The organism is Paenibacillus sp. J22R3 (genome assembly GCF_056269305.1).
This window is the reverse complement of record NZ_JBWDNS010000004.1, coordinates 243678-257984: the sequence shown is the minus strand read 5'-3', so window position 1 is coordinate 257984 and position 14307 is coordinate 243678. Positions and strand designations below refer to the sequence as shown.

Annotated in this window: 15 protein-coding genes; 2 read left to right on the top strand and 13 right to left on the bottom strand. The window is 53.2% G+C overall.

The genetic code is table 11. The features are described from left to right. Positions 1-116: 116 nt before the first annotated feature. The 4 genes from AC0YN4_RS19935 to AC0YN4_RS19920 form a co-directional block, all read right to left on the bottom strand. Positions 117-443 (bottom strand): cupin domain-containing protein, encoded by a 327-nt coding sequence (locus AC0YN4_RS19935; protein ID WP_475783528.1) that lies wholly within the window; start codon positions 441-443, stop codon positions 117-119. Continuing rightward, positions 443-1480 (bottom strand): zinc-dependent alcohol dehydrogenase, encoded by a 1038-nt coding sequence (locus AC0YN4_RS19930; protein ID WP_475783527.1) that lies wholly within the window; start codon positions 1478-1480, stop codon positions 443-445. Before AC0YN4_RS19930 ends, AC0YN4_RS19935 begins: the two co-directional genes overlap by 1 nt. 66 nt (positions 1481-1546) lie before the next feature. After that, positions 1547-2332 carry an SDR family NAD(P)-dependent oxidoreductase gene (locus AC0YN4_RS19925; protein WP_475836586.1) on the bottom strand — a complete coding sequence of 262 codons (786 nt, stop codon included), beginning with the start codon at positions 2330-2332 and terminating at the stop codon, positions 1547-1549. A 15-nt stretch (positions 2333-2347) separates the two neighbouring features. Continuing rightward, positions 2348-3466, bottom strand: coding sequence for a mandelate racemase/muconate lactonizing enzyme family protein (locus AC0YN4_RS19920; protein WP_475783525.1), 1119 nt, complete (start codon positions 3464-3466; stop codon positions 2348-2350). Positions 3467-3779: 313 nt separating this feature from the next. Between AC0YN4_RS19920 and AC0YN4_RS19915 the strand changes: the two genes are divergently transcribed. Beyond that, complete coding sequence (locus AC0YN4_RS19915) at positions 3780-4439, top strand: GntR family transcriptional regulator (protein WP_475783524.1); 660 nt, start codon at positions 3780-3782, stop codon at positions 4437-4439. 170 nt (positions 4440-4609) lie between these two features. Here the strand turns inward: AC0YN4_RS19915 and AC0YN4_RS19910 are convergent, their stop codons facing one another. From AC0YN4_RS19910 to AC0YN4_RS19885, 6 genes are all read right to left on the bottom strand, one after another. Next, positions 4610-4939 (bottom strand): hypothetical protein, encoded by a 330-nt coding sequence (locus tag AC0YN4_RS19910; protein ID WP_475836585.1) that lies wholly within the window; start codon positions 4937-4939, stop codon positions 4610-4612. Positions 4940-5049: 110 nt separating this feature from the next. Continuing rightward, on the bottom strand, positions 5050-5865 hold the full coding sequence (locus tag AC0YN4_RS19905; RefSeq protein ID WP_475783522.1) for a phytanoyl-CoA dioxygenase family protein: 816 nt from the start codon (positions 5863-5865) through the stop codon (positions 5050-5052). Between the two features lie 228 nt (positions 5866-6093). Continuing rightward, positions 6094-6852, bottom strand: a complete 759-nt coding sequence (locus AC0YN4_RS19900) for a hydroxypyruvate isomerase family protein (protein ID WP_475783521.1) — start codon at positions 6850-6852, stop codon at positions 6094-6096. A 140-nt stretch (positions 6853-6992) separates the two neighbouring features. Then, on the bottom strand, positions 6993-7823 hold the full coding sequence (locus AC0YN4_RS19895; RefSeq protein WP_475783520.1) for a sugar phosphate isomerase/epimerase family protein: 831 nt from the start codon (positions 7821-7823) through the stop codon (positions 6993-6995). 38 nt (positions 7824-7861) lie between these two features. After that, positions 7862-8917, bottom strand: coding sequence for an oxidoreductase (locus AC0YN4_RS19890; RefSeq protein ID WP_475836584.1), 1056 nt, complete (start codon positions 8915-8917; stop codon positions 7862-7864). Between the two features lie 32 nt (positions 8918-8949). After that, entirely contained in the window at positions 8950-10062 is a 1113-nt protein-coding gene (locus AC0YN4_RS19885; RefSeq protein WP_475836583.1) for a Gfo/Idh/MocA family protein, read from the bottom strand. Between the two features lie 231 nt (positions 10063-10293). On the opposite strand from AC0YN4_RS19885, the gene AC0YN4_RS19880 reads away from it, so the two are divergent. Continuing rightward, positions 10294-11136: a lysophospholipase gene (locus AC0YN4_RS19880; protein WP_475836582.1), complete on the top strand. Its 843-nt coding sequence runs from the start codon at positions 10294-10296 to the stop codon at positions 11134-11136. Between the two features lie 251 nt (positions 11137-11387). On the opposite strand, the gene AC0YN4_RS19875 is transcribed toward AC0YN4_RS19880, so the two are convergent. The 3 genes from AC0YN4_RS19875 to AC0YN4_RS19865 all read right to left on the bottom strand — a co-directional run bounded on the left by AC0YN4_RS19875 (position 11388) and on the right by AC0YN4_RS19865 (position 14201). Continuing rightward, a complete protein-coding gene (locus AC0YN4_RS19875; RefSeq protein WP_475783516.1) occupies positions 11388-12182 on the bottom strand; it encodes an ABC transporter ATP-binding protein in 795 nt (264 codons plus the stop codon). 1 nt (position 12183) lies between these two features. After that, entirely contained in the window at positions 12184-13107 is a 924-nt protein-coding gene (locus AC0YN4_RS19870; protein ID WP_475783515.1) for an ABC transporter permease, read from the bottom strand. Positions 13108-13172: 65 nt separating this feature from the next. Further along, positions 13173-14201: an ABC transporter substrate-binding protein gene (locus AC0YN4_RS19865; RefSeq protein WP_475783514.1), complete on the bottom strand. Its 1029-nt coding sequence runs from the start codon at positions 14199-14201 to the stop codon at positions 13173-13175. Positions 14202-14307: the final 106 nt, after the last annotated feature.

Below are 14307 nucleotides of genomic sequence, written 5' to 3'. Positions count from 1 at the left end.
AGATTACTGCGAGGATCTCCACTACGATCTCGAATTCTGTTCTCGTCATACGATCTCGAATTCCGTTCTCGCCATCCGATCTCTTCATCCTGCCTCAGCTCTTGCCTCGCGCCACCCTACTCCGTAATCGTGGCCAGCAAATCCTCGCGCAGCGGCGTAAAGTTCTCGATCATAACCGTATCCTCCAGCGCTTTCACCTCATGCACCGCATCGCCGGGCACGTGAATTTGCTCACCTGCGCTGACAATTGTCGTTTCGCCGTTCATCGTCATGGCGATTTGGCCGCTGATGACAAACGTAAGCTGCTCATGCGGGTGTGAGTGAGCCGGCCCAATGGAGCCCGAGTCGAGCGTAAGCATCATGCTCATAATCGATTGGCCGGGACGGAAAATCTTGCGGCTGATGCCCGCAATCGGGGAATGCCATTCTTCAAATCGCGGCATTACGATGCACCTCCCGGAATCAGCAATACTTTGGACACGTTGCCCGGTGACCCGAGCAACGTCTCGAACCACTTCGCGCCTTCGCTAAGCGGCGCCTCTACAACGCCCTCATCAAGTCCGATGCGGCCTTCTTCCAGCCACTGAAGCGCAGTCCGGAAATTCATAGCCGAATAGGCAAAAGAGCCCGTCATCGTAATCTCGCTGCGGATCGCAATATTAATCGGCAAGGCCGACTCTTCCTCATGCAGCCCTGTAAAAACAACACGACCGCCGGTCCCACAGGCCAGCACGCACTGCTTGCGCGTCAAGCCTGCGCCAACGGCATCAATGGCAATGTTCACGCCGCTGCCGCCGGTTAGCCGTTTCACTTCCTCCAGCGTATCCACGCCTGCCGGACAGATGACATGCTTCGCGCCAAGACGACGCGCAATCGCTAGGCGATCCTCATTCATGTCCACGGCAATGACATCACTGACACCATACTGCAGCACGGCTTGCAGAGCCAGCAATCCAATCGGCCCCATGCCGAGAATGAGCACCTTGTCCGTCGGCTTCGCAGCGGCGAGCTCGGCTACACGCACTGCGCACGCAGTCGGCTCCGCCAACGCTGCCGTCTGCAGCGTCATCCCATCCGGCACCGCATAGACGAAGGCTGCCGGAATCTTCACATATTCCGCGTTGCTGCCGGGCAGCGCCGCGGAAAGCAGCTTTCGCGAGACGCATAGCTGCTGCCTGCCGCTCGCGCATTTGTCGCAATGACCGCAGGTCACAAGCGGATTCGCCGTGACGCGCTGCCCAAGCGACCAAGCGCCGGACGCTTCAACCCGGCTACCCATGGACGCAATGATACCGGAGAACTCGTGGCCGAAGATCATCGGAGGCTTGCGGAGCGAGTTTTTGCCTAGAAAACCGCTTAGCTCCGAACCGCAAATCCCGCTGTATGCCACCTGAATAACAACTTCATCTTCCCCTGCAACCGGCGCATCGACTTCCCTTACATTCATTTCCTTCGGACCTTCATAGATAAGTGCTTGCATAGAATCTAATCTCCTCTCAGGATGAAGAGGTGCAAGGAGCCCTTTCTCCCGCACCTCTCTCGTTTATCAAAAGGTAATCGACAATCCACCATCAACCGGAATGACTGCACCGCACATATAAGAGGCATCCTCCGATGCCAGGAAAGCAATGACGCCGGCCACTTCCTCCGGCTGGCCTTGACGCCTTTGGGCGATTTTGCCGCGGGCGACGTATATATCTCGAAACCACTCCGTCTCATGCTCCTTCACGCCATCCACCACCGACATCGGCGTCTCGATAAAACCGAGCGCGACGGAGTTAACACGGATACCGACGTCGATCAGCTCCAGCGCCGTATTGCGCGTCAATTGGTCCATCGCGCCTTTCGCCGCATTGTAGCTCGATGATTCATCCAGCGCGCGGCTGCCGTTAATCGAGGACACATTAATAATCGAACCGCGAGTACCCTTGGCCGTCATCATTCGCGCAGCGGCTTGCGTGCAGTGGAAGGTACCGTCGACGATTATATCGAACACCTTGCGCCAGTTCTTCATCTCCGCACCGAGGAATCGCATCGGCTCGAACATCGCCGCATTGTTCACGAGAATATCCAGCTGCCCGTAGACGCTCTCCACTTGCGCGAACATTGCGGCAACCGCTGCTTCGTCCGACACGTCGCAAGCAATGAACTGAGCGCGATAGCCTTGCTCAATTAGCGCAGCAGCAGCCTCTGCTCCGACATCCGCACGGCGGCCCGTAATAACAACCGTTGCGCCTTCCGAGGCCAAGCGGCATGCCGTTGCATAGCCGACTCCTGTTGCCCCGCCTGTAATCAGCGCCACCTTGCCGTCAAACCTGCCCGCTTTCGCCATGTGAGATAAATCCTCCTATTTGACGCGATATCGTTCCACAACTGCTTCATCAACCGTAACGCCAAGGCCCGGACGATCCGGTACGTGCACGTAGCCGTCTTTAAACTCAATCGCCTCCGAAACCAATTCGCGTGCAAGCGGCGACGTGGAAGCGGTATGCTCGATCATGAATCCGTTCGGGATTGCCGCAGCAAAATGCGTGCTCGCCGCAACCAGAATCCCGGTCTTGAACGCATGCGGGACAACAAGCTTATGACGCTCATGCGCCATGTACGCGATGCGCTTCCCTTCGGTCAGTCCGCCGCAGCGGCCCAAATCCGGCTGGACAATATCATGTCCGCCATCCTCAATCAACCGGCGGAACGCGGTCACGCCGCTCTCCTGCTCTCCGCCTGCTATGCGAAGCGTCGTCCGTCTCGACAGCTCCTGATAGCCGATCAGATCCTCCGGATGAAGCGGCTCCTCGAGCCAGAAGACACCGTATTTCTCATACACTTCCGCCATGCGGAGTGCGCCTTTCAGATCCCAGGCCAGACCGCCGTCGATCATCACATCGATGTCTTCGCCAACGGTTTCGCGAATCGCGCGAATTTGCTGCTCATCGAATTTCGGATCGCGGCCGATCGGCCCCCAGCCGAACTTCATCGCCTTGTAACCTTCCGATGCGAACTGCCCTGCCAGGCGAACCGCTTCTTCAATCGTGCCCGGCATAAGCGAGCTTGCATAGGCTTTGAGCTTGGAACGGTATGTGCCGCCGAGCATCTCGGACACCGGACGGCCTGCTTTCTTACCGGCAATATCCCACAGCGCCATATCGATGCCGCTCATCGCATGCATCACCGGACCGCCGCGGCCAAAGTAGATCGTGCCCCGGTACATTTTGTCCCACAGACGGTCGATTTCAAGCGGATTCTCGCCAATCAGAAGCGAGCGAAGTCCCGTAGCAATCGAATGGGAAGGCGGTGCATCGATAGCTGCCTTCGCCACGAGCGGAACAGAGTCAACCTCACCATAACCTGTAATCCCTTCATCCGTATGAATGCGGATCATAAGCGTATCCTGCGTGCCATCACACCGCTCAGCATCCAAATCCGGAATACGCAGATAAATCGATTCCACTTCCGTAATTCTCATAGCCGGTTCCCCTTTGCTCGTGTAGTATCTTCATGCCGTAAAATGTTCATCGTATTCAGAACTGCCATTCTTCAAATAGCGCATCCTGACTGCGATATATGACCTCAAATAAGTATAGCGCTTACATTTAATTAAGCTTATTGTAGTTCTGGGCTCGAATTATTGTCAACAATATTTGCCTTAATTGTATATTGTAGATTGTTAACAAAATACAAACAAAGTGCATTTTCTACATTTACAACGTATACTAAGATTTATCTGATTACCTAGGACCATTCTGTGAGTCTTACTCTTATAAGGGAGCAATTCTGATATGGCTGAATTCACATTCAAGCAGCAAGCCAATACGTCACTTCGCGAGAAAGTGACGCATGATTTACGAGAAGCGATCCTACACGGACATCTGCAGCCCGGCGCGCGCATTAAAGAGATGGAAATTGCGGAGCAAATGGGAGTCAGCCGCGGCCCCATTCGTGAGGCGATCCGCCAGCTCGAACGCGAAGGTCTGCTGCTTTCCGTTCCCTATAAAGAAACCGTCGTCGCGGATCTGGATGCCGATGAAGTGCAGAACATTCTCATGCCGATCCGTTTCCATATCGAATGGTTCGTTGTGAAGCGCTATCTAGACAAGCTGGATGACCACTTCTTCAGCAAGCAGCAGGGCATTATTGATGAGATGAGAGAAGCTGTAACGAGCGGGGCGAAGAGCCGCCTTGTCGACCTCGATATTCTGTTTCACCAATCCATTCTGGAGATGGCTGCTGAACGCACGGTCATGCTCACGTGGCAAAGCATCGTCAACCAGATTCGCCTGCATTTCTCCAAAAACCTGCCGTTCTACGACTTGGACCACATGGAGAAGGATCATCAGGATTTGCTCAATGCGTTTCGAACCAAGGATCTGGAGCTGATCCAGCAAGCGATATTAAACCATCTTCACAGCGACGACAATCTGCTTTGCTTTACCAAATAATGATTAATCTCATCAAACGAGGCCGCTATGGTCTCGTTTTTTTAATTTCTTCCTCATGCTCTAACAGAACTAACAAAAACCTAATCCTTTTCCCCCGCCTTACCCCAAAATTCTTTAATAGTTTAGATGGATAATGATCAAGCCCACCTTTAATGAACCACAGCTTCTGCTCATTCCGCTGAATCCGCTCCCATGTAGATCCCCTGGTACGCTTCTTTAGCCAATTCCGCCGAATTCGCTCCCATGTAGACTCCCTGGTACGCTGCTTTCGCCCATTCCGCCGAATTCGCTCCCATGTAGACTCCCTGGTACCCTTCTTTCGCCCATTTCGCCGAATTTGCTCCCATGTAGACTCCCTGGTACGCTTCTTTCGCCCATTCCGCCGAATTCGCTCCCATGTAGACTCCCTGGTACGCTTCTTTCGTCCATTCCGCCGAATTTGCTCCCATGTAGACTCCCTGGTACGCTTCTTTCGTCCATTCCGCCGAATTTGCTCCCATGTAGACTCCCTCATTCACGTCTTTCGCCGAGAGCTCGGCTCTCCCTCACCAACAACAATAAAAAGCCCTACCAAAGAACGGAAAACCGTTCCCCAGTGGGGCTTAGCATATTAGGGCATTCCGATCCGCATCGGCAGGCGCGGGAGATGCTCGGTCCGTTTGGCGTAGTCGCCGCAGAGGGAGTCGACTTGCTCCAAGTGGACGCGGCGCTCTTCTGTGGCGCTGCTTAGCATCGCTTGACCATAATAGTGGTCGCGGCGGAAATGCGCATGCATCAGGATGTAGCTGCGCAGCTCGTCGATTTCTTCATCCTTGAAGCGCTGGCACAAGTTCAAGGTGAACATTCTGCGCTGTGAACTTCCTCCGAAGGAAGCGTGAAACAGATTGTGGTCGAACACCAGCACATCGCCTGGCACGACATCGAGTATTTGTGCGGGCAGGTCTGCGCCATGAATGCCAAGCTGGCCAATGGACCGGCAAACTTTTGCCGCATCCTGACCGTACTGATCATCCAACCGATGCGTGCCCGGCATCACACGAAGCGCACCGCTTGAACCATCCAGCTCATCGAGGTACAGCGCCATCTTAATATGCCGACGCGCACGGTTCTCTCCATCCCGGTGCCAAGGCGTGTCGCCGGTGTAATAGTTCCCGTCACTGCCCATGTAATTGAAATCCTCACCTAGCAGCGATTTCGCGATTCCGGCAATTCGCGGGTCATCGATCAGCGAGCACAACCGCTCGCGCTGGTCGGCGAACGGCACGATCATCGTACGCTTAGAGCCGTCATGTTTCTCCTCAAGCATTGGAAAAACCGCTTCGAATTCCTCCGTAATCCAACTGTTCTCCGCCTTCAAGAGTCCGGCAAACTTAATAAAGCCATAGGTGTCAAAGAACGCAAGCTGCTCATCCGTCAACTTCATCATTCATGCTCCTCCCATTGTCTTTCATGCACAACACTCTATCCTAAGCTGCAGAACTGCTGTTGTTGTTGCTGTTGTTGCTGTTGTTGTTGTTGTTGCTGTTGTTGTTACCGCCTGCCTGCGCCTGTTCTCGCTACTGTTCTTGCTACTATTCCTGCTACTGTTGCTGTTCCTGCTACTGTTCTTGCTACTGCTCTACTCCTGCAACCACTACTGCTCCTACTACCTTTTCTAAACCTTCACTTCAGCAAGCAGTTCCTTGAGCCCAACCTCCGGCGCGGCAATCGGGAAATATTCCAGCCCCATATAGCCTTCGTAACCAGCCGCATCAATTGCGTCAAAAATCCGTCCGTAATGCAGCTCCCCCGAGCTCAGCTCATGACGACCCGGATTGCCCGCTGCATGGAAGTGGCCAATCAGCTCCAAATTCGGAAGGATGTTCGCAAGCAGATTGCCCTCCATAATTTGCTGATGATAGATGTCGAAGACCAGCTTCACGTTCGGACTTCCAACCTGACGGATAATATCAAAAGCTTGTTCCGATGAAGATAAATAATAGCCTTTATGATCAACAAGTGTGTTTAGCGGTTCCAGTACAATGGTGATGCCAGCTTCCTCTACCAGCGGCGCGCTCGCACGAAGCCCGTCAATGATGGATTGCTGCTGTACTTCGCGCGATACATCGGCTAATTCCTGCCCTACCGTTAATATCAATGTGGGGCAGTTCAGCTGCTTGGCAGCGGCAATGGACTCTCGCAGTCCATCCAGATAAGCCTCACGCAATGACTCATCAACCAAGTTCGCCGATTTCACACACATGGACGCAATCGTCATGTTGTAATCGCTTGCAAGTTGTGCAAGACGTTCCACATCCTTATCCCACCACGACCAGAACTCGACCGTGTCATACCCAATGGCGCGAACTTCCTCTAGGCTGGCGAAAAAATCCTTCCCGTGATACAAAGCATCCAAACATACGGACAGTTTCATTACAGCATCCCCTTAGAACCTAAATTGGCGCTACCCGAGTCGATTATAGGCCTGCAAGCGGCTAGCTGTAAAGAAGATATTGGAAAAGGGCTGCGCACCGGATTTGATCCGAATGCCCAGCCCTTAACGTAACTCAAGTTTTAACCTTCCACCTGAAAAGCTTGCTTCAATGTCGTAATCCCTTTGCTCGCAACTTCCAGAGCCGTAAGGGTGCCGAAGTCTTCGATGAACAATTCCACCGATAGAAAACCACGGTAGCCGGAAGCGTACAACACTTCGGCAATCTCTTTCAGTGGAGCAACGCCTTCGCCGGGAAATACCCGCTCAGCATCCGTAATGACTTCTCTTGAAGGAGCAGCCGGATAGTCATTGGCATGAACGATGCCGATCTGACGGCCTTGCAGCTGCTTCAAATCCTCAACACTACTGCCGCCAGTGTACATATGGAACGGGTCCAACAGTACCTGTGCTTGCTCGATCCCGGAAGCCAGAACGACTTCCTTCGCTTCGTTAACGGTCGAAAGCTTGCTCGCCTTGCCCCAGAACTCCAAATAAACATCAATGCCGATCTCGCGGCCAAGCGCCGTCAGTTCCGCATAATACTGTCCCATGTCGCTGAGCGAAACGCTCGCCACATCGCCAAAAGGTGGCGCAGCCGCAGCGCGGCAGCCAAGCTCAGCCAGCATGCGCAGTTCCCGCCCCGCTTGGGCAAAACCCTCTGCGCGAACAGCTGCATCCGCATCCGCCCATTTAAAGAACGCAATCGCGTTAGCGAATACAACGTTATTCTCGCTCAGGCACGCTCTGATTTGCTCAGCAGTACCGCCGCTTGCGAGAAAAGCTTCAATGTCCGAAACCCACAGCTCAATACCTTCATAACCTGCTTCGGCAGCAACCTTAATCTGCTCCAGCACATTCAGCTTAAAAGGAAATAATGTCGACGCGTTCAATGACGCTTGGAATGGAAACATAGCTTCGTTCCTCCTATTTTGCAGACGAGCGATTCAGCCTACAGCTTAACCGGCAGCGTTCTGCCTTCCTCACTGCTTTGAAGCGCCAGCTCGATCAAACGGATCGCATTTCTCGCTTCTTCCGGCTTCACATTCAGTTCTGCTTGTCCGATGATATGTTTGTAAATATTGTCATAATATCCCTTGTAAGACGAGTGAAACGTTTCAACAACGCCTTCAAAATGCATGCTGCCGATCGAAGAATTGAGCTTTCCCCAATTTTCTCTCGGTTCAATACCGAATCCACGATCGTTCGGCATCGCGCCGCCAATCAGGGCAGCCTCCTGCGGGTCGGTTCCGTATTTGACGAAAGAGCCTTCCGTGCCATGCAGTACATAACGCGGGCTGGCTTCACGTACAAACTTCGAGGACTTCACTCGCACCTTCTGCTGATTACCATAGAACAGCGTCACATCAAAGAAATCATGAGCCTCTGCTCCTTCTCGCTGCACACGCACATCGCCGTTGATTGCATCCGGTATGCCGAAGAGCGTCAGCGCCTGGTCGAAGAAATGAACGCCTAGATCGTAGAAAACACCTGTACCCGGCAGCGCTCCTTCACGCCAGTTCGTGGAATTCATGACGGGGTCGAAGCCGTCCCACGAGAACGTGCAGTCCCTCACTTCGCCGATCATCCCTTGACGAAGCAGTTCCTGAATGGTCAAGTAATCGCCGTCATATCTGCGGTTATGATAGACGCTCAGTACTTTGCCCTGCTCTTTGGCCAGGGCAATAAGCTCGTCCGCTTCTGCGGAAGTCGGCGTGAACGGCTTCTCTACAACCACATGCTTGCCGGCGAGCAGCGCTTCTTTGACGAATGCGTAATGATCCGTGCTTGGCGTCGTTACGATAATGAGGTCGATGCTTGGATCCTCGTACAAATAACGGACATCGTTGACGACTTTCACGCCAGGGTATTTCTCCTTCGAATGGGCGGTTCTGCGCTCAACAACGGCAGCCAGCTCCAATCCTTCAACAGCATCTACAAAAGGCGCATGAAAAATACGGCCGGCAAAACCGTAACCGATCAGTCCAACTCGAATTTTGTCACTCATGATATGAAGACCCCCATCTTATTTCAAATGTGCTATGCGTCTAGTTGATTGTATTTCAAGCCAAGTGGCAGTGGAGCCGGAACTTCGCATGGTGCTGTGACCGCAATATGTTTGCCGCTCTCAGCGCTGTCGAGTATGCCAATTGTAATATCGAGCACGTGACGGGACAGCTCTCCGCTTGCACGATGTGCTCTGCCGGATTGAATCGCATACGCCATGTCGGCTACGCCGATGCCGCGGCTGTTCTTCGAGAAACCGTGGGAATACGGGAACTCTTTCACTGTACCGTTTGCTTGCTGCAGCGTAATCGCCCCATCAAACATGTTCGGATCGTTTACTACCAGATTGCCTTCCGTACCGTAAATCTCCAGGCGCGGCGTGTAGCCGAAGCTCTCTTTGCCGACTTGCAGCGTTGCGGATACCCCGTTATCAAACTCCAGCAAGGCCGAAACATGCATAGGCGCTGTAACAGGCACCGTTTCGCCAAAACGAGGCGATTTCGGATTCGTCACCGTAAATTCACGATTCACGTTACCTACGGAACCGGACACTTTACGAACCGGACCCAGCAAATTAACGAAAGCCGTCAAGTAGTAAGGTGCCATATCAAAAAGCGGATCCCAGCCGGTTTGCAGGAAGTTTTGGAACTGTGGATGCATGGCATCGTAAGCGTTACCCATAATAATCAAGCCGCTTGCCGCATAAGGCGTACCGATCCAGCCATCTTCGATCAGCTTGCGAGCGGTTTGAAGGCCTGCACCAAGGAATGTATCCGGCGCGATGCCGACACGAAGACCTTTTTCACGAGCTAGGTCAAGGACACGGTCTGCATCTTCACGTGTTAGCGCGAATGGTTTCTCTGCGTATACATGCTTGCCGGCATGCAGGATTTGCAAGTTTACTTCCGTATGAACAGTCGGGGATGTTAAGTTAATGACGATTTCGACCTCGGGCATTGCCAGCAGTTCTACAACCGAGCACGCCTTGGGAATGTTGAACTCTTCCGCTCGCTTCTGCGCTGACTCTACGAACAGATCCGCGATGGCTACAACTTCAAGTACACCGCTGAAGCTGCCTGTGCAGTTCTCCAGATAAATGCTGCTGATTGCGCCACAGCCAATAATACCTACTTTCGTTTTACGCATACGTCCACCTTTCCTGATACAACACCATTGGGTTTATTAGAATAAACTTGCTACCGTTGAACTTCTCTCTATAATGCCGTAACTCCTGCTTTCTTGCCAGTCTAAAATTTAGGGGATTCGCGTTCACATTTATTTTCCCTGTTCTACTATGGTAAAGTTTGAATTAGCAATGTAGAGAACAATTCGGAAAAATCGCATCTGGCGGAATGAACGCCTACGGGAGGCAGAATGATGATTGAGCGTAGTTTTCAGCTGCAATGCGAGGATGGCACCGTTCGCCATGCTTGTGAATGGAGGCCCGAGAATCGGCAGCTCATTCGAGCCGTTGTATGTCTTATCCACGGAATGGGTGAGCATATCGGTCGTTACCGGCATGTTGCTGAAATGTTTACGGCAGCCGGGTATGCGGTCTTCGGCTTCGATCAGGTAGGACATGGGAAGAACGAGGGCAAACGCGGGCACACACCAACGTATGATGCGCTGCTGGACGGCGTCGATTCGATGCTGATTGCGGCACAAGAGAGCTTTCCGGATACGCCGGTTTTCCTGTACGGGCATAGCATGGGCGGCAACGTTACGCTGAACTACGTACTCCGGCGGAAACCGGAGGTTAACGGGGTTATCGTCACGGGGCCATGGCTGATGCTCGCCTTCAACCCGCCCCCGCTCCAAGTTATGGTCGCGCGGGTGGTGAATCGATTATTCCCGTCCTATTCCAATAATAGACCTATGAACGGCGATCATTTGACTTCTGATCCGATTATGATCAAACGGTACCAGGAGGATCCGCTTGGCCATGGCTCCATCACCGCTCGCTTCTTCCTCAGCGTGCAAACCGCGGGGGTGTGGGCATTAAAACATGCTGCCGAGTGGCGATTGCCGCTGCTGCTCATGCATGGTGGGAGCGACAAAGTAACCTCTATTAAAGCTAGCCGGCAGTTCGCCGACTTGGCCGGTGCGCCATGCACCTTCATCGAGTGGCCCAGCCTCAAGCACGAGCTCCACAACGAGCTCGACCGCGATGACGTATTCGACACGGTGAAGGAATGGCTGACGAAGCAGCTTGGGGAGTAGCTGGCGCGGGCGACGGTGGCGCTTGGCGCGATCATGCGCGGGCGGCTGGGTTGGTCGGTTAGTGAGCATGAAGAACGAACAGGCTTCTTTCGGTGGTGGAGATCATGCACGGGAGGCTGGGTTGGCCGGGGAGTGGCGGTGGAGAACGTCGGCTCCCGTTTGGCCGCTGCTCACCACGCTCCTCGCGTACTGCACAACAACAAAAAAGTCGAGAACCTGCCGCTCCGCGCAGCCTGTTCTCGACTTTCTCTCTATCCTAGGACGATTCGATCGTCCGCCAGCTGACGGCCGCTAATCTGCTCGAATTCGCCGAGCAGCTGCGGAACGGTCAGGTCGCGTTTGCGTGATTCCGGAATGTCCAGAATGATGCGACCTTTATCCATCATGATCAAGCGATTGCCGAGGCGAATCGCCTGCTCCATATTGTGCGTGACCATGAGCGTCGTCAGCTTCATCTCGCGGACGATCTCTTCGGTCAGCACCGTGATGAGCTCCGCGCGAGCCGGGTCAAGCGCTGCCGTATGTTCATCCAGCAGCAAAATTTGCGGCTTCGTGAACGTCGCCATCAGCAGGCTCAGCGCCTGGCGCTCGCCGCCGGACAGCAGGCCGACCTTCGCGCTCATCCGTTCCTCGAGCCGAATGCCTAAGCGCTGCAGCTGCTCGTGGAACAGCTTGCGCTTCGCCTTGCTCGCTCCCCAGCTGAGGCCCCGCTTCTTGCCGCGCATATAGGCCATCGACAGGTTCTCCTCGATCGACATCGTAGGAGCGGTACCTGCCATCGGGTCTTGGAAGACGCGCCCGATCCAGCGGCTGCGTTCATGTTCCGGCAGATGGTGGATCACTTTGCCATCAATGCGAACCTCGCCGATATCCGGCTTCATGACGCCGGAGATGATATTCATCAGCGTTGATTTACCCGCACCGTTGCTGCCGATAACGGTAACGAAGTCGCCGGGATTCAGCTTCAGCTGAATGTTCATCAGCGCGATTTTCTCATCCGGCGTTCCGGGATTAAATAGCTTAGATACTTGCGCAATTTCCAGCATGTTAAGCTCGACCTCCCTTACTGCCGGCCGCAACGAGCAGCTCCTGGGTTCGTTTACGGGCCAAAGCCTTCTGCTTCATCGAGCGTCGAACGGTCGGGATGACCAGGGCAGCGACTACAATTAGCGCCGTAATCATTTTCAAATCAGATGCATCGAAGAATTCGACGCGCAGCGCAAGCGCGTAGATAATCCGGTACACGATGGAGCCGAGAACGGCCGCCAATGTCGCTTGAAACACAGTGCGGAAGCCGAAGATCGCTTCCCCGATGATAACCGAAGCAAGTCCCAGAACGATCGTGCCGACGCCCATGGACATGTCCGCAAAACCCGACTCCTGCGCGATTAACGCACCGGATAACGCAACGAGTCCGTTCGATAGACTCACGCCGATGATTTTGGTCGTATCCGTGTTGGCACCCAGGCTGCGAATCATGCGGGCATTATCGCCGGTCGCACGAAGCGCAAGCCCCACATCCGTGTGAAGAAACCCATCCAGCAGCAACTTAACGAGCAGCACAAGAACGGCAAGAACCGGGATGTACACCCAGCTATTATCCGAAATAGCGGAGAACAACGTGTCTGTATTCACAAGCGAAATATTCGGCTTACCCATAATCCGCAGATTAATGGAGTAGAGCGCGATCATCATGAGAATACCGGCGAGAAGTCCGTTGATTTTGCCTTTTGTATGAAGCAGGCCTGTAATCGCACCCGCAGCCAACCCGCAGATAAATGCACAGATGGTTGAAATCCACGGCTCATAGCCATGCGTAATCATGATCGCCGCAACAGCGCCGCCTGTCGTGTAACTGCCGTCAACAGTCAAATCGGGAAAATCGAGTATGCGGAACGTGATGTAGACGCCGATCGCCATTAATGCATACAGCAGACCCAGCTCTACCGCTCCGATCATTGATCCTAGCATCGTAATAGCCTCCTTAATAAAATAAAAAAGGAGCGAGCGACAGGAACCGCCCACTCCGATTTGCCCTACTTAATAATGTTGTTGTCTTGATCTTTCACTTCGCTCTTCATCTCGTCTGTAACCGTGATGCCTTGCGCTTCAGCGGCTTTCAGGTTAAGAATAAGATCCAGCTTCTCCGGCACAGTCACTTTCATGTCAGCCGGTTTCTTGCCGTCCTTCAGGATTTCAACAGCCATTTGACCGACTTGGTAGCCGTGGTCATAATATTTGAAGCCTACCGTTGCAAAAGCACCCTTCTCAACGGTATCGCGATCGCTCGAGAAGAACGGGATTTTGTTATCGTTAGCTACTTTAATGATAGAGTCAACGCTGCTTACAACCGTGTTATCGAGTGCGATGTAAAGGGCATCCGCACGACCAACCAGCGATTCAGCCGCTTGGCTTACTTCGGAAGTTGCCGTTACAGGCGCTTTAAGCAGTTTGATGTTGTGCTCGCCAAGTGCTTTCTCCGCCAGGTCTGCCATAATAACCGCATTCGGCTCGCCTTCGTTGATGACCATACCCACTGTCTTCACGTTTGTAAATTTGCTTGCGATAAATTCCATTAGCTGCGTAATCGCTGCAGGATTCGTATCCGATGCACCTGAAACGTTACCGCCCGGCTTATCCAGGTTGCTGACGATCTTTGCTGCCAGCGGGTCTGTTACAGCCGCGAACAAGACCGGATTTTCTTTCTCTTCTTGCACAACAGCAAGTGCCGACGGTGTTGCGATACCTAGAATGAGATCATAATCCTTGGAAGCAATCTTCTGTGCGATAGATAGATTATTGCTGGCATCCGCTTGCGCGTTATTCATATCAACCTTCAGGTTGTCGCCTTCTGTAATACCGGCATCCTTAAGTGCAGCCAGGAAACCTTCGCGTGTTGCGTCAAGCGACGGATGCTCGACATACTGCGAGATCGCGATTGAATACGTTTTGGAGTCCGCGTTGTTGCCGGAACCTGACGTGTTGTCATTTTTGGCCCCGCAGCCAGTTACCGCCACAAGTGCAGCCGCTGAGATTAGGAGAGAAGCAATCATCTTTTTCTTCACAATTATTACCCCTTTTCATCAATGTTTGTCTAGTACCCCGTTAACGCACATATGCTTTGACTCGGAAAAGTGCCAAAGTGTTAATCCTTATTTTAACGGCGAGTAC